The organism is Halobacillus litoralis, from assembly GCF_009856415.1.
GTDB lineage: Bacteria > Bacillota > Bacilli > Bacillales > Halobacillaceae > Halobacillus > Halobacillus litoralis_C.
This window is the reverse complement of record NZ_WMEZ01000003.1, coordinates 354,732-372,299: the sequence shown is the minus strand read 5'-3', so window position 1 is coordinate 372,299 and position 17,568 is coordinate 354,732. Positions and strand designations below refer to the sequence as shown.

The 17,568-nt window shown below is 43.5% G+C and carries 20 protein-coding genes and 2 tRNA genes; 13 read left to right on the top strand and 9 right to left on the bottom strand.

From position 1 onward, the window contains the following. Window positions 1-10: 10 nt before the first annotated feature. Both GLV98_RS11620 and GLV98_RS11615 read left to right on the top strand, forming a co-directional pair. Window positions 11-817 carry an NAD kinase gene (locus GLV98_RS11620; protein ID WP_115824145.1) on the top strand — a complete coding sequence of 269 codons (807 nt, stop codon included), beginning with the start codon at window positions 11-13 and terminating at the stop codon, window positions 815-817. Window positions 818-836: 19 nt separating this feature from the next. Next, window positions 837-1,688 carry an RluA family pseudouridine synthase gene (locus GLV98_RS11615; RefSeq protein ID WP_337193746.1) on the top strand — a complete coding sequence of 284 codons (852 nt, stop codon included), beginning with the start codon at window positions 837-839 and terminating at the stop codon, window positions 1,686-1,688. A gap of 60 nt (window positions 1,689-1,748) precedes the next feature. Here GLV98_RS11615 and prpE read toward each other — a convergent pair whose 3' ends face one another. After that, on the bottom strand, window positions 1,749-2,480 hold the full coding sequence (prpE, locus tag GLV98_RS11610) for a bis(5'-nucleosyl)-tetraphosphatase PrpE (RefSeq protein ID WP_160915265.1): 732 nt from the start codon (window positions 2,478-2,480) through the stop codon (window positions 1,749-1,751). A gap of 253 nt (window positions 2,481-2,733) precedes the next feature. Between prpE and mgtE the strand changes: the two genes are divergently transcribed. From mgtE to fabI, 3 genes are all read left to right on the top strand, one after another. After that, on the top strand, window positions 2,734-4,098 hold the full coding sequence (gene mgtE, locus GLV98_RS11605) for a magnesium transporter (RefSeq protein ID WP_160915263.1): 1,365 nt from the start codon (window positions 2,734-2,736) through the stop codon (window positions 4,096-4,098). Window positions 4,099-4,113: 15 nt separating this feature from the next. Beyond that, window positions 4,114-5,976: a monovalent cation:proton antiporter family protein gene (locus tag GLV98_RS11600; RefSeq protein WP_160915261.1), complete on the top strand. Its 1,863-nt coding sequence runs from the start codon at window positions 4,114-4,116 to the stop codon at window positions 5,974-5,976. Between the two features lie 787 nt (window positions 5,977-6,763). Beyond that, complete coding sequence (fabI, locus tag GLV98_RS11595) at window positions 6,764-7,543, top strand: enoyl-ACP reductase FabI (protein ID WP_160915259.1); 780 nt, start codon at window positions 6,764-6,766, stop codon at window positions 7,541-7,543. Between the two features lie 47 nt (window positions 7,544-7,590). On the opposite strand, the gene GLV98_RS11590 is transcribed toward fabI, so the two are convergent. Beyond that, window positions 7,591-8,601, bottom strand: a complete 1,011-nt coding sequence (locus tag GLV98_RS11590; protein ID WP_160915257.1) for an EAL domain-containing protein — start codon at window positions 8,599-8,601, stop codon at window positions 7,591-7,593. Window positions 8,602-8,784: 183 nt separating this feature from the next. Here GLV98_RS11590 and GLV98_RS11585 point away from each other — a divergent pair, with 183 nt between their 5' ends. Beyond that, window positions 8,785-9,336 (top strand): CotO family spore coat protein, encoded by a 552-nt coding sequence (locus tag GLV98_RS11585; RefSeq protein ID WP_160915255.1) that lies wholly within the window; start codon window positions 8,785-8,787, stop codon window positions 9,334-9,336. 49 nt (window positions 9,337-9,385) lie between these two features. Here GLV98_RS11585 and GLV98_RS11580 read toward each other — a convergent pair whose 3' ends face one another. Further along, the gene (locus tag GLV98_RS11580; RefSeq protein ID WP_160915253.1) at window positions 9,386-9,886 is read right to left on the bottom strand and encodes a CotY/CotZ family spore coat protein; all 501 of its coding nucleotides are present in this window, start codon (window positions 9,884-9,886) and stop codon (window positions 9,386-9,388) included. Between the two features lie 191 nt (window positions 9,887-10,077). Between GLV98_RS11580 and GLV98_RS11575 the strand changes: the two genes are divergently transcribed. The 5 genes from GLV98_RS11575 (at window position 10,078) to GLV98_RS11555 (ending at window position 12,180) form a co-directional block, all read left to right on the top strand. Next, complete coding sequence (locus GLV98_RS11575) at window positions 10,078-10,317, top strand: hypothetical protein (RefSeq protein WP_160915251.1); 240 nt, start codon at window positions 10,078-10,080, stop codon at window positions 10,315-10,317. Between the two features lie 63 nt (window positions 10,318-10,380). After that, entirely contained in the window at window positions 10,381-10,710 is a 330-nt protein-coding gene (locus tag GLV98_RS11570) for a DUF1360 domain-containing protein (RefSeq protein ID WP_237417114.1), read from the top strand. After that, window positions 10,707-10,922: a hypothetical protein gene (locus GLV98_RS11565; RefSeq protein ID WP_160915249.1), complete on the top strand. Its 216-nt coding sequence runs from the start codon at window positions 10,707-10,709 to the stop codon at window positions 10,920-10,922. The genes GLV98_RS11570 and GLV98_RS11565 overlap by 4 nt, the downstream gene beginning before the upstream one ends. Before the next feature lie 36 nt (window positions 10,923-10,958). Then, entirely contained in the window at window positions 10,959-11,258 is a 300-nt protein-coding gene (locus tag GLV98_RS11560) for a hypothetical protein (RefSeq protein ID WP_160915247.1), read from the top strand. A gap of 22 nt (window positions 11,259-11,280) precedes the next feature. Further along, entirely contained in the window at window positions 11,281-12,180 is a 900-nt protein-coding gene (locus GLV98_RS11555; protein ID WP_160915245.1) for an MBL fold metallo-hydrolase, read from the top strand. Here GLV98_RS11555 and GLV98_RS11550 read toward each other — a convergent pair. The 4 genes from GLV98_RS11550 to GLV98_RS11535 all read right to left on the bottom strand — a co-directional run bounded on the left by GLV98_RS11550 (window position 12,167) and on the right by GLV98_RS11535 (window position 14,655). Continuing rightward, the gene (locus tag GLV98_RS11550; protein ID WP_160915243.1) at window positions 12,167-12,844 is read right to left on the bottom strand and encodes a DUF421 domain-containing protein; all 678 of its coding nucleotides are present in this window, start codon (window positions 12,842-12,844) and stop codon (window positions 12,167-12,169) included. The genes GLV98_RS11555 and GLV98_RS11550 overlap by 14 nt on opposite strands. A gap of 106 nt (window positions 12,845-12,950) precedes the next feature. Further along, window positions 12,951-13,373, bottom strand: coding sequence for a GNAT family N-acetyltransferase (locus tag GLV98_RS11545; protein WP_160915241.1), 423 nt, complete (start codon window positions 13,371-13,373; stop codon window positions 12,951-12,953). A 6-nt stretch (window positions 13,374-13,379) separates the two neighbouring features. Continuing rightward, window positions 13,380-13,895 carry a 2'-5' RNA ligase family protein gene (locus GLV98_RS11540; RefSeq protein WP_089653965.1) on the bottom strand — a complete coding sequence of 172 codons (516 nt, stop codon included), beginning with the start codon at window positions 13,893-13,895 and terminating at the stop codon, window positions 13,380-13,382. Between the two features lie 31 nt (window positions 13,896-13,926). After that, complete coding sequence (locus GLV98_RS11535; RefSeq protein ID WP_160915238.1) at window positions 13,927-14,655, bottom strand: alpha/beta hydrolase; 729 nt, start codon at window positions 14,653-14,655, stop codon at window positions 13,927-13,929. Window positions 14,656-14,950: 295 nt separating this feature from the next. Between GLV98_RS11535 and GLV98_RS11530 the strand changes: the two genes are divergently transcribed. Then, window positions 14,951-15,023 (top strand) — tRNA-Val (locus GLV98_RS11530). Window positions 15,024-15,155: 132 nt separating this feature from the next. Here the strand turns inward: GLV98_RS11530 and GLV98_RS11525 are convergent. Then, complete coding sequence (locus GLV98_RS11525; RefSeq protein ID WP_160915236.1) at window positions 15,156-16,475, bottom strand: DUF2254 domain-containing protein; 1,320 nt, start codon at window positions 16,473-16,475, stop codon at window positions 15,156-15,158. A 172-nt stretch (window positions 16,476-16,647) separates the two neighbouring features. Between GLV98_RS11525 and GLV98_RS11520 the strand changes: the two genes are divergently transcribed. Next, window positions 16,648-16,720, top strand: a tRNA-Val gene (locus tag GLV98_RS11520). A 139-nt stretch (window positions 16,721-16,859) separates the two neighbouring features. Here GLV98_RS11520 and GLV98_RS11515 read toward each other — a convergent pair. Continuing rightward, window positions 16,860-17,525: a DUF3889 domain-containing protein gene (locus GLV98_RS11515; protein ID WP_160915234.1), complete on the bottom strand. Its 666-nt coding sequence runs from the start codon at window positions 17,523-17,525 to the stop codon at window positions 16,860-16,862. Window positions 17,526-17,568 lie beyond the last annotated feature (43 nt).

The window sequence follows — 17,568 nt, the reverse complement described above, 5'->3', positions numbered from 1 at the left end:
GGGTGGACCCATGAAGTTCTCGATCCTTTCTAAAGGTGATCAAAAATCGAACGAAATCCGTTCGAAAATTAAGAACTACCTAACGGAGTTCAAGTTGGAATACGATGAAGATGAACCCGATCTTGCCATTTCTGTCGGTGGGGATGGTACATTGCTGGAAGCTTTCCATACGTATGTCCACCGATTGGATAAGACAGCTTTTATAGGGATACATACCGGGCACCTCGGCTTTTATGCGGACTGGATGCCGGAAGAATTAGAAAAGCTGATCATTGAGATTGCGAAGACGCCGTTTCAGGTCGTCGAGTACCCACTCCTTGAAGTGACCATACGCCCGAAAAGCGGAGGAGAAGAGGATCGCTATCTTGCCCTGAATGAATGTACGATCAAGACGTCAGAAGGTTCGGTGGTTATGGATATCGAAATTAAAGGCGACCATTTTGAGACGTTTCGTGGCGACGGGCTGTGCGTGTCTACACCATCCGGGAGTACCGCCTATAATAAAGCACTGGGAGGAGCGATTCTGCACCCGTCTCTTGAAGCCTTCCAAATTGCTGAAATGGCTTCAATCAATAACCGTGTGTTCCGTACGATAGGGTCTCCATTAATTTTACCTAGTCATCATACGTGCATGTTCAAGCCGAAGCATGACCGCAGTTTTCTTTTCACCATCGATCATATCACTCGTACTTATAAAGACGTAAAATCGATCCAATGCCGCGTAGCTGAAGAAAAAGTAAGGTTTGCAAGGTTCCGTCCATTCCCTTTCTGGAAACGTGTCCACGACTCCTTTGTAGCTGATGACTACTCAGACTGATGTGACAAAGAGGTGGCGGGTGACAGAGGCTTACGCCGGTTATTCCATTCGTGAATTTTTATTACATGCAGGGGAGTTTTCCCGGCAATTGCTCAAGAAGGTTCGTATGGACGGTGCAGTATATGTGAATGGGTCCCAGGAGGAAATGTGGCGTCCATTAGAGCGCGGGGATGAAGTCGCCATCCTTTTTCCTAAAGAAGAAAAAGGGGCGATCTTTCCTCAGCAGGGGATTTTACCAGTCGTATTTGAGGATGATGACGTCATGGTCCTCAACAAGCCGGCAGGCATCCCAGTGGTTCCTCCTTTTGACCAAAAAGAGCCTTCGATTGCAAGTTACTTGCTTTTTGAATATGAAAAAAGAAAGTATCCTTGTACGGCTCATATTGTCACAAGGCTGGACAGAGATACTTCTGGATTAATGTTGATTGCTAAACACGCATACAGTCATAGCCTTCTTACTAAGAGATTGGACTTCATTTCACGACAATACGTAGCAATAGTCGAAGGGGAATTTCGAGAAAAAGAAGGTCTCATAGATGAGCCAATCGGCCGAGCAGAAGATTCCATCATTCGAAGAGTTGTATCACCAGTGGGAAAGCCTTCAAAAACTCAGTACTATCTGATTCAATCAAAGAAACATTGCTCCCGGATCCGCTTTAAACTTCTCACCGGTCGGACACATCAAATTCGTGTCCATATGGCATACAGGGGGTACCCTTTAGCTGGAGACACGTTATATGGTGGAAACAAAGTGGAAGGAGTGGAAGGTCAAGCCTTGCATTGTGAACGGCTTCATTTCATCCATCCTTGGACAAAGAAAAAGATGACCTTTACATCAGAACCACCAAAACTTTGGGATGAATTTGCTTGAGGAGCATGTATTCGGTTGGACGGTCTATAAAAAAGCAGGAGCCTCGGGTGCTCCTGCTTTTTAATATCTAAACTTTTCTTCAACGAAAGGCATACTCGATGGCACACTGACGATATCTTCTTCAGGCAGGCGGAAAGCGGTCAGCTTGCCTCCGAACACACATCCTGTATCTATGTTAACGGTTTTGTTGACAAAACGGGGTTCACGGACTGGGGTATGTCCATAGACGATCCATCGATCCCCTGTGTAATGCTGGGCCCAGTCTCGTCTGACGGGACGACCATCCGGAAGCTTTTCACCAGTAATGTCTCCGTAGAGAACGAACGTTTCGATGCTTTTACTTTTATGACCGATATCTTCCTCACGAATGCCCGCATGAGCAACAACAGCATCAACATCTTTCAAAATCAAGTGCAGAGGGGATTGCTCATACAAGTGCATAAATTGTTGTTTAACTTCCTTCTGTTCTACTTTAGACAGGGTGCGGAATTCCGCAGCGGTAGTCTCCAATCCATGCTTTTCCTTGACAGGATTTCCTAGAAAAAAGCGATACAATTTATTGCAATGATTTCCCGGGACATAATGCGCTCCTTTTTCGGTAACTAAACGATAGACGAAGGAAATGCACGCAATGGAAGCGGGTCCGCGGTCAGTGATATCACCGACGAATACGGGAGTTCGTCCGTCTGGGTGGTGCGGGAGGCCTTCGCTCCATTCGTAGCCGAGTTCACTAAATAATTGTTTTAACTCATCGAAGCAGCCGTGGACGTCCCCGATTATGTCGTAGTTCATGGTCATTCTCCTTTTGTCTTCAATGATTGTCTTGATTCTTAAGTGCTGTCCTATATATGGAAGATATTTTTCCCAAGCCTTCGAAATACTAAACATACAGGGTGTTTATTCCCTAACCTGGATTTCTTCTGTTAAACTACATTTATGTAAAGAATTTGGCTATTGAAAATTGAGTTACTTCCGTTGACAAACAGGTGTATCGCCATTAAGATTAAACGGTCAAAAACGAAATAGACACTGGGGAGGGTTGCTTATGGAACACTTAGATGACCAGGAGCGCCAAGAAGTTTGGACGAATATTAAAGATGCCTTGTTCAATGATCATATCGACCAGTTCCGTGCAGAGTTTCTGGAATTACATCCATATGACCAGGCCCGGATTTTTGAAGGTTTGGATAAAGAAGTACGGATGCAAATCTACACCTACCTCTCTCCAGAAGAGGTTGCAGATGTCATGGAGCACATCGATTATGATGAGATCGAACCCTTCTTTACTGAAATGGATCCAACCTTTGCTGCGCAAGTCTTCGCTGAAATGTCGACGGATGATGCCGTTGATATTTTAAACGAATTAGATAAAGATAAAGTGGCGAGTTTCTTGACGATCATGGATGATGATGCAGCTGACGAAATCAAAGACCTGCTTCATTATGAAGAGAAAACCGCTGGTTCCATCATGACAACAGAATTCGTTGTTGTTAAAGCCGGTATGACGATCAAAGAAGCGATGGTTCATCTGAGAACAGAAGCCCCGGACGCCGAGACGATTTATTACACATATGTCATTAATGAAGATAAACGGCTCGTCGGTGTTATTTCGTTGAGGGATTTGATTATATCAGAAGAAGAATGGCTGATATCTGACGTTATGAATGAACGAGTGGTATCGGTCTCAGTCGGCGAAGACCAGGAAGAAGTGGCACGTATGGTGCGCGACTACGACTTTCTTGCGTTACCGGTCGTTGATTTCCAGGACCATCTCCTTGGAATCATCACCGTCGATGACATTATGGACGTCATGGAAGAAGAAGCAAGTGATGATTATTCTAAACTTGCTGCCGTCTCTGACGTTGACAGCCCTGATGATAATGCTTTTGCTTCAGCCAAAAAGCGTTTACCCTGGCTTGTCATTCTACTCTTTTTGGGAAGTCTGACAGCAAGTCTCATCGGGCGTTTTGAGGACACCTTGGATCAAGTAGCTATCCTCGCTATATTTATTCCGCTGATTGCCGGAATGGCGGGAAATACAGGAACGCAGGCACTAGCCGTTGCCGTCCGCGGTATTGCTACCGGGGAAATAGAAAAGCAAGGGAAATGGAAAATGATGATGAGAGAAGCAGGGACCGGTATAATCACTGGGCTTTCTTGTGGTGTATTGATCACTCTCATTGTATATATATGGCATGAAAACTTCTTTTTAGGCGTATTAGTCGGATTGTCCATCTTTATGACCTTGGTTGTAGCAACATTGGCTGGCTCCCTCGTTCCCCTTCTTATGCATCGTTTAAAGATCGACCCTGCTGTTGCCTCAGGTCCATTCATTACAACGGTGAATGACTTGATCTCCATCTTGATTTATTTTGGACTCGCGACAGCTTTCATGAATTTATTGATTTAAGGAAGGAGGGCGAGTATGGAACATGGTGCATCAGTAACTTCTCTAGTTATTGTAATTATCGCAGCATTCATAACTCCCATCTTACTACACCGCTTTAAATTGAATATCATTCCGGTTGTAGTAGCAGAAATCATAGTAGGACTAATCATCGGTCAAAGTGGATTTGATATTGTAGAGCAAGGAAGCTGGTTAGAGATCCTGTCTACATTAGGGTTCATTTTCTTGATGTTCCTCAGTGGATTAGAAATTGATTTCTCTATTTTTGCAAGTAGAAAAAAGAAAGCGAAGCCCGAAAACCAAGGGACAGGTGCTCCGAATCCAGTATGGGTCGCGACCATCGTCTTCATAGGGATCTTCGTCATCTCCTTAGCCCTTTCTTACATGTTTGTTTGGGCAGGTTTCATTGATAATGCATTCTTGATGACGCTGATCATTTCCACAATATCACTAGGTGTGGTCGTGCCGACATTGAAGGATGCACAGATGATGAAGACAACGATTGGTCAGACCATTCTCCTTATCGCGGTCATTGCTGATCTCGTCACCATGATTCTGCTGGCTGTCTTCGTATCCATTTACGGAGAGAGTGGTGGAAACACATGGTTACTGCTCCTACTTTTTGCAGCAGGTGTTCTTTTCTATTACATCGGCAAAAAGTTTCGTCATCAATCGTTTGTGGAGACGATGGCCAAAGGGACCATCCAGATCGATACGCGTGCTGTGTTCACGCTCATCCTTCTTCTAGTCGCTTTGTCTGAAACGGTAGGAGCAGAGAACATCCTAGGTGCTTTCTTAGCAGGTACTCTCGTTTCCTTGCTGTCTCCTAACCCTGAGATGGTGAAGCGTTTGGACAGTTTTGGTTATGGTTTCTTAATTCCAATCTTCTTCGTAATGGTTGGTGTAGAAATTGATATCTGGAGTCTATTTACTGATTCCCGAGTGCTCATATTGATTCCGCTGTTGTTTATCGCCTTACTCGTCTCGAAAATTGTTCCTGCTTTAATTTTGAGTAAGTGGTATGACAAGAAAACCGTTTTTGGATCAGGTTTTATCCTGACTTCCACACTCTCTCTTGTCATTGCAGCGGCGGCCATCGGGAAACGGGAAGGAATGATCGATGACCAAATGGAAGGTGCCTTGATCCTTGTGGCTGTCCTGACATGTCTTGTGGCACCCATCGTCTTCAAAAAGATTTATGGACGATTTGAAGATGAAAACCATAAGACCGTCGTATCTTTTATCGGTTCCAACCGCATGACCTTGCCAGTTGTTCGTGAACTGGACATTCATGCATACGAAACGCATCTATACCACACAAAAATGGATAAAATTGATGAGCGTATCAGCCGTAATTGCTTTGATATTAAAGAGTTAGATGGCTACGATGTTGAAAAGATGAAGGAACTCGGAGTCTTCGAGGTAGACTTGATTGTTGCTTCTACGGGTGACGAAGAACGAAATGCTGAGATTGCCCGCTTTGCAAAAGAACAAGGGGTAGAACGGATCATTGTCCGAGTAGAGTCTCCAGATCTATCTCAGGAAATGAAAGATCTCAATATCAATGTGTTCTCCGTGTTCTTGTCTTCAAAAGCGCTCCTAAAAGCGATGATTGAAGCACCGAATGTTGTAGATATCTTAACGAAACAAGATAGTGCGCTCTATCAAATCAACATGAACAATTCGGTCTATAACGGCATCCACCTTCGTGAATTTCCTTTCACTGGAGATGTCATTATGGTCAGAATCTTCCGCGGAAAAGATTCCATCGTCCCTCACGGAGATACCGAGTTGAAAATGGGTGACCGCCTGATCGTTACAGGTTCTCATGAGTATGTAGAAGAACTGAAAATGGAACTGGAATATTGTGAATGGTGTTAACCCTCAACCGCTCCTTCTCATCAAGAGAAGGAGCGGTTTTTTTATTTAACGTTTCTCCACTATAGTTCCCTATGTGGAAGACTTAGTTTCAACATAACCGGGGTTCGTTTGCTATATAGGCAGTCAGGGGTGGTAGGGAAGCAACTCGCTTTCCTGTGGGGGAGCGCCGAGCTTCCTCGGACTGCGTCCTGGGGGATCTCGTCTATCTCCTTCTCCCACGGGAGTCTCGCCACTTCCCAACCACCCCATTCCATACAGGTAAGAAACGAACTCCTTCACCAAGAAGGACTTTCTTCCACAGCCCCTAGCGTGCAAATAGGAAGAGCTCTATAACTAGCATTAGAATCCAAATACCTGACCCGGGTTCTTAAACGAATCACCTCCATCAAGTTGGAAATGACCGGTTTCCAGAGGTGGTTTCGAGACACTGCTATGGCAAAGGGGCGGAGGGGAATGGGGAGACTCCTGCGGGAACAGAGTGCTTGGTGAGACCCCACAGGACGCAGTCCGAGGAGGCTCAACGCGCTCCCGCGGAAAGCGAGCCATTCCCCGCAGCCCCGTCCATTCAACCAAAGTCTCGAAATCAAGTCTTACACAAACGTGCCATTATATTGAATAACACGAATTATTCATATCCTATTTTTGGATAGGGAATGGGCTTATGTGAGTGGAAATAGGGAATGGATAAAGGGAGGTTTGTTTTTCAAAAGTTTATGGTTTAAAATAGGAGCAGGTACTAATAACAAATACTAATTTAGATCCTACTACCTCAAGGAGGGTATTCAATATGAACTTTTCATTAGAAGGACGTACGTATGTCGTCATGGGAGTGGCAAACAAACGAAGCATTGCCTGGGGGATTGCCCGCTCGCTTCACTCTGCTGGAGCGCGTTTGATTTTCACAGTTGCCTCAGAGCGCTTCAAAAAGTCGGTCCAGGACCTTGCTGATACGCTAGAAGGTGGCGAGGAGTCACTCGTTTATGAGTGTGACGTGACAGACGATGAAGCAATCATCCAGACATTCGAACAAATCGGCAAAGATGTAGGGACAATTCACGGCCTTGCGCACTGTATCGCATTCGCAAATCGTGAAGAATTAAAAGATGAGTTCTTGAATACTAGCCGCGATGGTTTCCTTACCGCTCACAACATCAGCTCTTATTCTCTAACTGCGGTTGCACGTGCAGCTCAGCCGTTGATGGCTGATGGAGGAAGTATCGTAACATTGACTTATCTCGGTGGAGAACAAGTGGTGAAAAATTATAACGTCATGGGCGTAGCGAAAGCGAGCCTGGATGCTAGCGTTAAATACTTAGCGAACGACCTTGGTAAACATAACATTCGGGTGAATGCCATTTCCGCTGGTCCGATCCGTACACTTTCTGCTAAAGGGGTCGGTGATTTCAATCAAATTCTTAAAGTGATTGAGGAACGCGCTCCACTGGGTCGTCCTGTAACTCAGGAAGAAGTTGGTGACACCGGGTATTATCTGATGAGTGATCTATCCCGCGGCGTGACCGGAGAAGTCATTCACGTGGATTCTGGATTCAGCATTGTCGCATATTAATTCAACCTCAAAACCCCGTTTCTACTTTGAGTAGAAACGGGGTTTTGTCATGTGAACCAGGAGCGAAGGTGTGACCATACGGTTTCTTTCGTTTTTGTACTATGGGAGACCACAAATCGAACCACTTCCGTTAATGGAAGCACTCCTTTTCCTTGGATCAATGCGAAGTAATTATCGTAGCTTCCCATATATGTTGAAATCCATGTCATCAGCTCAGAAAATGTGGTACGCTCGTCAATTTTTAAAGGAAACATTTGGCTATATCCTTGCAGCTTTACTTGTTCAGAAATGGACTTTGGAAGCGGGGGAGGAGGATAATCAGGCTTTGCAAAATAATACCCTTGCATAAGGGAGATCCCCATTTGAATCAAATGAAGACACTCTCCATCGGTTTCCACACCTTCAGCAATAATCCCTGATCCTAACTTCTTTCCGATCTGTTGCAAAGCCTCCACCATGTATTGTTTTTCACGGAATTGATTGATGTGGGTAATCAATGAACGATCGATTTTCATATAATCTGGTTTTAATTCAGATATCATTTGCAGGGAGGAATAACCTGCACCGACATCATCAATCGCCACTTTGAACCCTTGTTTCCTATAATGTTCCAGAAGCTTTCGGAAGCTTTGATAGTCAGAAATAGCGGAGTGCTCCGTAATTTCAAAAACGATCTGATCGGGATTCAATCCTGTATTCTTTAAAATGGTATGGGTGAATCCTGGGGTGAAAGAATCGTCATGAATGACATTCGGTGTTAAGTTCACCCACAATTGTTGTCTCTCCTGTAAATGGGGGATGATGGAGTCGATGGCAAGCTCGCGTGTGTGTTTCTCAAGTTGAAATAACCGGTTCGTCTGATCGGCAAACTGAAAGAGTTCGACTGGGCTTTTGAAATAAGCACTGGGAGGAAATCTTGTCAGCGCTTCATAACCAATGACGCTTTCTTTATGGAGATCGACAATCGGTTGATAATGGATATAAAGTTTGTCCTTATTCATGTATGAAGCGAGTACATCATCTGATGACTTGCATTCTCGTTGCTGAGCAAGGCTCATGAAAACACTCCTAATCAGTGGTCTATACTTACCATAACAATCGTAAGATAAGAGAATCACCGTGGTTCTGTTAAATTTGTGTAAAATTATGAGAGGTTTTGTCAAATGAGGACAAAAGTGAACATGGTCTGCAACTTGGGCATATATATAAAATGATGACCGAATGGAAAAGGAGAGATCTTGATGGCAGATGAAAAGCGACTTGCTAAGCAACCGATGCTTTATATCGTCCAGCCCAAGGGCTTGAAACCAGCAGAAGTTCCCATGCAAACAAGCTTTCGAAGTCAACGACCTTCTAAAGCAGAAGAGAAGACAGAACAGCCGCCGGCAGAAGCTCCATCGAATGAGCGTGAAATACGGATGCGCAGACAGAATTCCCCTCACCGTCAAGAGCTGGCCAAATTGAACAAATCTGAAGAGCTTGAGGCGAGTGGAGAAGAGAGGAATGAAGATCGATCAACTGTAAGTACAGAAGAAAAGGTGGAGAAGGATGCGCCTCGGGATCGAAGGCAACGATTTCATGACATGTCTCTGGAAGAAAAAGTTTTATATTTCTTCAATCTTTCCCCCCACGTACCGAAAATGAAATGCGAAGTATCGACAGAGGAAGAAAACTATCGGGGGTACATTACGGATTATGTAGATGGTGTCGTACACATGAAAGTTTTTCAACGGCCATTTCAGCGTGAAATTGCTTTTGATGCCATTAAAGATATAAGACTTTTAGGGTTTTAGTAATCTTATGAAAAAAACCGCGCATCGGTTGCGCGGTTTTTTATGAATCTTATAGAGTTGCTGCTGCCGGAAGACATGTTACGTGGCAGAAGCAGTTCAAGTCCACTGTGATGCAGATGCCGGAAGCGCGAAGGTTTCTGCAGCTTTGATCAGCCGGTGATTTTGGATCGAATCCTTTGTGGTGACGGCGAGTGCCTTCAACCTCATCATCGTCGTCATCATGCCAGCGGTCAGCAAAAAGAAGTTCAAGGATGGCACAACCATCGTCATCTACAGATTTAACTCTGAAGAAGAAGCTTCCTTTCACTTCGCATTCGTCGCCACTTCGTTTTGAACCGTAGCCTTTAAAAGGTGTGCATCCATCTTTACAGTAAAGGATGACAGGAACCGTGTCGAAGCCTGAACCTCCACCAGTGTCACCTAAAAGGTCTGCGATTGAACGCTCACAGCTTGTCGTGCAATCGTGCATAACGTCATTCTGTGCGTCGACGATATCTTTCAGGATATCAATCACACATGAACCTGAATCGTGTCTTTTTCCACAGCTCATTTTCTAATTTCCCCTTTCCATACGCATTGACGTATTGTCTTTACTAGAATATGAAATGTGTCCGTGTCGGTGTGGGCATTTGTCTCTTTTCTCTTAATCCGTAATTTTTTTGGCCTTCATGGGCAGGAGACTATACCCAATAGGGGCAAACACCATAGATTAGAAGTGAATTCGAATAAGGAGTGAATGGAATGTCTGATAAAAAGAAGGTCATCCATGTGAAGGACCTTGTCATCAAAGCGGATAATGTCGTCATCGAGCCCCAGCGTGATGACCGTCATGACCGTCATGGTAGAGACGATCGTGTCGATCCATTTTTCGGCGGACCGAGACGACGTAGAGAAGAAGAGGCAAGAGATGAAAGCAGTTCAAGAAACCGCCGTCATGAGGATGAATCTTCCGATCGCCGTGGGGGATTTCGCTGGTTTTAATTAAATAAAGAATGAGCCACTACAAGGAACGTAGTGGCTTTTTCTTCATGGGAGAGAAGAAGAATGATGTTAAGTGTGATGGAGATTGTATTGCTGGCACTTGCTACTTTCCGTCTGACTCGTCTCATTGTCAGAGACTACATCATGGAATGGTTCAGGAGGCCTTTTATTGACGTCAAGGTCATACAAAACGAGCAGGGCGTCGCAGAAGAATGGGTGGAACCAAAGGGTTTTATCGGTGAAGGTTTGAGTTGTCAATGGTGTGTGGGTGTGTGGTCTGCTTTCATCATGCTTTTCTTCTATATAATAGTTCCGTATGGAGAGTGGTTGGTCCTGCTTCTGGCTCTTGCCGGATTGCAATCCATCATTTATACGTGGGTCGATCGACAATGACAGATAAAAAGGAAAAGACGTTGTTTGAAGTATTAAAGGAAATTGATGAGGAAACGTCGAAAATGAATGGAATTATCAAACAGCCTGAAAAGAAATTCAGCGAGTGGGAAAAGGATTTTCAGGCATGGGATCGTCGTTTCTCCAAGCGGATGACAGACATGGAAAAGTTTTTGACGAAACAGATGGGGAAGATGGAACGTTTCTTTGAGTAGGAAATAAGGGTATAGATAAGCTAAGGAGGCGTCGATATGGGATACATTCTGCCTGTGAATCATTATCAGTATCAGGATTATCAAATCAGGACGACCCAGCATGAACGTTCACCTTTTGTCCTTGAAAAAGTTTTCAAAACCACGTTGGATAGTAAAATGAAGCACAATCACCCCCATGGGCAAGATCATGTGGCAGACCATCTTGGAACATCGATCCATGTAACAAAGAATACCCATGCTGTGAACAGCGTCCATCCTTCGATTCATAGAAGCGATTCAGAGAAGATTCTTTCTAACATAACAGGAAAAGGACGGTACTTTAGCGAAACTGTATGAAAAAGCTAAAGGAGTCGTGGATATGTCTTTTCAACAGGTGGATGAATGTTGTTATTACTATCATAGTTCTGTCAATATTGGATACGTACATCAAGGGACGGATGGGTTACTCATCGATGCAGGAATTGATGCTTCATCCGTTAAAAAGGTGCTCAAGGAGCTTGAGAAAAGAGAGCTCCCCTTGACGCACCTTTTTATTACCCATGCCCACTCTGATCATTATGGAGGGGCTCGTTTTGTTCAGGAGAATTACGATGTACATACAGTTGCACCTGTGTTCGAAGAAGCCATCTTGAGAAATCCTGGACTGGAGCCCCTTTATTTATTCGGAGGGAATGACCCGCTGCCAGAGTTACATAACAAATTTTTAGAAGGACCTTCTGTGAGGGTTGATGACATTGTTGAAGAGGGGGAGGTGCGATTCGGCTCTATAAGCGCGGAAGCTTACCATCTGCCTGGTCATAGTTATCATCAGACAGCCTTGAAAATCAATGGCATTCTCTATGCAGCTGACAGTTACTTTAGTGTGGAGACACTAAGGAAACATAAGATTCCGTTTCTGACAGACGTCAGTTTGACGTTGGACAGTTTGGACCGCCTCTCTCAAATCCCATGCAGTGGGGCGGTTCCCGGCCATGGTAAATTTGAGGCATCTCCTAACTTAACGATACAAAATAACATGGATTACCATGAACAGCTGTCCGCATGGCTGCATCAATACCTTGCTGAAGAAGGTCCGGTGGCGCACGAAGTCATCGTCAGGGCTATGTGTGAACAATACAATGTTGAAGCTCAAGGCCTCTCCCAATGGTTGTTATTCAGAACTTCGGTCACAGCCTATTTGATCGGATTAAAAAAAGCGGGCCTCGTGGAGGACCGCATCATGAATAACACGTGGAGTTTTTATATTACAGACCAATAACGAATAAGTCCGGATTGCCTTCTTTATGTTCGGCGTACATGACTTCAGCAGGACCGTTAAAACTTTGTGCTCTCAGTTGGTCATTCAGCCACTTCTCATCAAAACCTGCTTCTTTGAGATTGTCCCAGATGACCTCCCCATCACTGATGATAGTACGGGGGAGAGGGACAGGTTGAGGGGCTAAGTTCATGTCGTCACGAGTGACATTTTGATACTGAGAAGCTTTCAGGACAGAAATGGTTCCGTCAGTCTCAAGGACCGCATATTGGACTTCCTGGATCGAGAAAACATCCTTCGAACGTAACAAATGCTGCAGTTGATTAAGATCCAGCTTATTCTTCTTAAGTTGATTACGATCGATCTTTCCTTTATATATGACGAGGGAAGGACTTCCTTCCAATACCTTACGTGTCCCTTTAAACTTTTGGGTAATCACTTCCGTGGTGAAGATGAGAATAGTCCATAACAAGATGGCAAAGCCGACATCAAGAATTCCGACTTCTTTATCGTATAAAGCATTACCGACTAGTTCGCCAAGGACAAGAGCAGAGATGAAGTCGAATGCGGTAATTTGGGTGATTTGTGTTTTTCCAAGCACTTTTGTCATAACAAAAAGTGCAGCAAAACCAAAAAGTGTTTCCAAAGTAATTTGTAAGTACTCCATAGCGTTTCACGACCCTTATCTGTAGCCTATACGTTTCATTCTAGACAAAAGGACCTTAGGATAAACGAAAAAACTCCGGATTCCCGGAGTTTCTTTTATCATCGTTTTATAGCTTTTTGACCATCGTAACGTGCGGGATGCCAGCATCCATGAATGGGTCTGAAATGGTCACATACCCAAGAGATTCATAGAACACCTCTGCATGGGTCTGGGCATTCAATTTGGCTTTATCAAATGCATAATCACGGATGACATCTTCCATCGACTTGATGATCTGTTTACCGTATGACCGGCCGCGGTTTTCCTTCGTGACACAAATCCGTTCAAGTTTTCCAAATCCATGAACAAAGCGTAATCGGGAAGCGGCGACCGGCTGTTTCTCTTCATATCCAACAAAGTGGATGGCGGTATCATCAAATTCATCTATTTCTATTTCCAACGGAACCTGTTGTTCATCTACAAAGACGACGCGTCTCACGTAGAAAGCGTCGTCTTTTTGCTGCTTATTTCTAACCTTCACGATGTCCACGGAGCATCACCCTTTGCCAAGACGGAATGTTTCATAGACACTCCATGCCCCATTTTCGAGCTGATAAAGCAACTGGAAGCGGTCGACTTTATCATTCAAGTCGAATTTCAGCATGCGCAGGCTGCCATATACATCAGAGAATTCTTCATCCGAAAGTTTTTGGGCAATTGTAATATGTGGGACAAAAGCAAAATCTTTCTCCTCTGGCAGTTCTCCTGCATGAAGCTTGTCATTCAATTCAAAGATTTCATCAGACGGTTCAATTTTAAGATAGATCGTATTTGTGACTGGTGAGAAAGAGCTCACTTTATAAACACCATACGAAAAAGGCTGCGTGTTTTTAGCGATTTCGCTTAACTCAGGAATGATTTTGTTCTCAATTTCTTCCTCTTCTGCTTCAAACGCTTCTTTCATCGTAATATGTGGGGGGATCAACGCATAATGGGGATCGTACCGCTTGCGGTATGAATTCGCCACATCCTGTACTTTTTTTGATGGAAAAACTGCTATTCCGTATCTCATTGGACTAACCCTCCTGTTTCCTTCTATATCGCTATTCCTTACCAAACATCTTCAATAAAGCACGTTCAAAATCCTTCTGCCATGTGCCCCATGTATGATCACCATCTAATTCATGGTACGTATAGGCAAGCGGCTGCCGATTCAGAAATTCCCGAAGTTCACGGTTAGGTTCAAGAAAATTCTTTCTTGCTCCTTCTGTCGTTTCCACATCTGTTTCTTCCAAACCAATCGTATGATAAATGGTCAACGAAGAAAAATCTTTGGTCGATTGCACGACTTCTTTCACATGTTCATCCACATAAGGACTTTGCATAATGACATTACCGAAGATATTCGGGAATTTGACCGCTGTCATCAACGCGAGTGTACCTGCTAAAGAGTCACCGACAAGCGTACGCCCTCGTCCCATGCAGTAACCAGGAAATTCATCATCAAGGAAAGGGACAACTTCACGAATGAGGAAATTGACGTATTCCCCTTGTTTCTTTCCGTCTGGATGGTATTTATCCTGACGATCATATTTGTCATTATAATGAATGCCGATGAATATGGTGTTCTCGATCTTTTCTTCCTTATGGAGTTTATCACTCAATGTGGCCGCACGCCCCATCGAGTAATAATCGTTTCCATCCTGCATGATACAGAAATGGTATTTGTATAATGGAGAGAAATTCTTCGGGGTGTACACCCTAAGTAGCATTGTCTCCTGTAAGTATTGACTATCAATGGTATATTCTGTCATGGATCCGTCTCTACCCATTTTCCGACCACCTCCTCACAGCATGGAAAGTTCTTTTAGGCTTTCCCATTAAAATTTTCGTGTAAACGTTCCACTATTCATTTTATCATATAATTGTCGAAAAAGTTGAAAAGATGATAGGTGGGATTTTTAGGTAAAATGATCTTTTACTGATTTTGAGGTGTTAGGTTGTTCGTAGATGAAATGAGTATGGGGGTGTTTCTGTATCGGGAAGATAATTTATTGTGAGACTATTGACTTTGTTCGTTTTTAATAGTATATTATTCCTTGTCAGCAAGTTAATAAGTTTACATACGATTCCGTAGCTCAGCTGGGAGAGCGCCACCTTGACAGGGTGGAGGTCGTTGGTTCGAGCCCAATCGGAATCACTAATCAAAAAGCGAGCATCCATTATGGATGCTCGCTTTTTTCATGCTCTGGGGAGACTTGATGTTTTGGTCTGGGGACAAATGGCAAGATGAATGAATAAAAGGCTCAGGGAATCCTGAGCCTTTGTTCTTCTAAGACTTTTGTAAGCGGAAGTCTTTGTTACATGCTTCTACTAATTTTTCCACTTCGTTATTGAACCTCTTAAAATCCAGTTCATCCAATTCATCCACTTTTACTGCATTGATGATTGTTTTTCCGAATGTCCAAACATCCTCTTGAACCGCTTGGTCGTTCATGGTGGCGATTTTATATAATGCTTCAAGGACACCATTCATGACGGATATGTCGTGATAGCCATATATTTTTATTTGGTAAAAGCTTTTATAAAGATATTCTTCAAAGGATTTAGGCTGTGCGATTAAACGCAGTTCATCATCATTATCAATGTAGTATCGGATCGGCTCATACACCGAAGCCAGCTTTATAAGGAGAGATCCAATCCGGTTAATGCAGTTGGTCGCGGTATGGGGATCGTTCAGGCTTGGGGAGATGGCTCTAACTGCAATCTCCACCAGCTTTTGTATAGAAAACTCGACATCCTGTGTATCAATCCGTTCATTCCCAATTAACACATAAGCGGTGCATTCCTGTGGGCTCGAAAGTTCACTATCGGCATCCTTCCAATAATAAAAGAGGGGCATGTCTTTTTGAATATAGTCTCCCATCAAAAAACTTGTTTCGAGAATAAGTGTATGATCTTTTGCCCACTTAATAAGAGAGCCGTACTGAACATTTTGAATATAACCGGATTTCTCGGCTGGGATCACTTGAGCTTTTGATTGGTCTAATGTTTTTAGCTTGTTGTTATCCCATTCGGTAGCCGTTTGATAATTTTTTTCTTCAAATGTTTTTGCAATGAGGTTTGAGGTGCTTTTTCTAATGGCGCCAATTAAGTTATTCACTTTAAGGAAACGAGAAGAATGGTGAATGAACAATATGAAAAAGGCTAAACAAATAATGGACACGATGACCGTGAAGAGAGGACTGACCAACCCTAATCCCGGTTCTTTTCCTAATAGAAACAGGTTAATGAGAGAAAAAATAAAGCCAAAAGAAAATACGCCCAGCACATGTTGAGTCACACGACTTTTCATGAAATCCTGAAGGGTTCTAGGTGAAAATTGTGTCGTGTACGTTGTCAATACAACCATAATGGTCGAAAAACTAATCGTTGTCATCGTTAAGATCGAAGTCACCATCGAGCCATATAACGTTTGCGCAACCGATGACTTCGTTAAAAAGAGAGCGGGGATGTTGTTTTTATATTCTGAAATAACCCACTGATCGATGAGGGCGGTTATCGCCACAGCAAGGATTGAAAGGATACTGTAGATTGTGGGGAGAAACCAGAAACTGTCTCTGAGATTGATCCAAACCTTTCCTTTGTTCATTGAAAGACCTACTTTCTAGAATAGTGTACGTTCCTTAGTATGACCGAATGGGGCAGGGATAAAAAGGTGTTTTTACATAACCTTAAAAAACTCTTAAAATTTCATTGACACTTTTTTTGTTCCGTAGTATATTATTATTTGTCAGCAAAACAGCCGACAAATTTCTACATACGATTCCGTAGCTCAGCTGGGAGAGCGCCACCTTGACAGGGTGGAGGTCGTTGGTTCGAGCCCAATCGGAATCATCCATACTAAGTGCCGGAATGGCGTAGTTTCTCATCCAGGAGAGGCTGCGTCATTTCTTTTTTTATAGGACACAATTATTTCCTTTTTCTCATAAGAAAAGAGACAGATGAATGCTGTCTCTTAAAGTATGGCCGAGCCTTATGATACTTCCTTGAAGTTGATCGAGATGATTCGGTCTGTCGCTGGGTTATAGATGACTGTTCCTTCGATGCTCATCTTTTCCTGAGGGGATTCCATGACAAACTTGTAAACTTCTTTCACGTTACCGTTCTGCTGGGTTTGGCTGACTTTACTATAATCTGTGGCATTATAATTCGGGTAGGCCGATTGAGCAATCTCTAAAAGATATTTCCCCCATTTTTCTTCTTCTAATTGAGGGTTGGGTGTGATTTCTACATTAATGACACCAAGGTCCACACTTGCACCTAACGTTTCAAAGGCTTTTCTGTGAAGGTTGACTTTATTTTCTGGGTAGTTAGGGACTTGATCGACGACCGTGACTAAAACGACCCGTTGATTGGCCATGTTTTTCACTTTAATTGTCTGCCCGCATTGGTAAGGTGAATTTTGACCGACAGCAGCCGTCATGTATCGATTATTCGACCATGGAATCCCACATTTGGTCACTTCTCCGCCCTCTGTCCAGGTCGCCTGGCCGCGTACCGGTTGCCTTACGCCATAATTATAGTAGTTTGCTGGGGTGCCATAGGCTTGAGGATAGGCATAACGAGAATATGGGTTGTAAGGATTGGCCCCATAGGGATAGCCATAACCATAAGGGACATGGTTAAAATTGGTGTACATTCATTTTCCCCCTGTCTTTACTTTATATCCTCAATAGCCTATG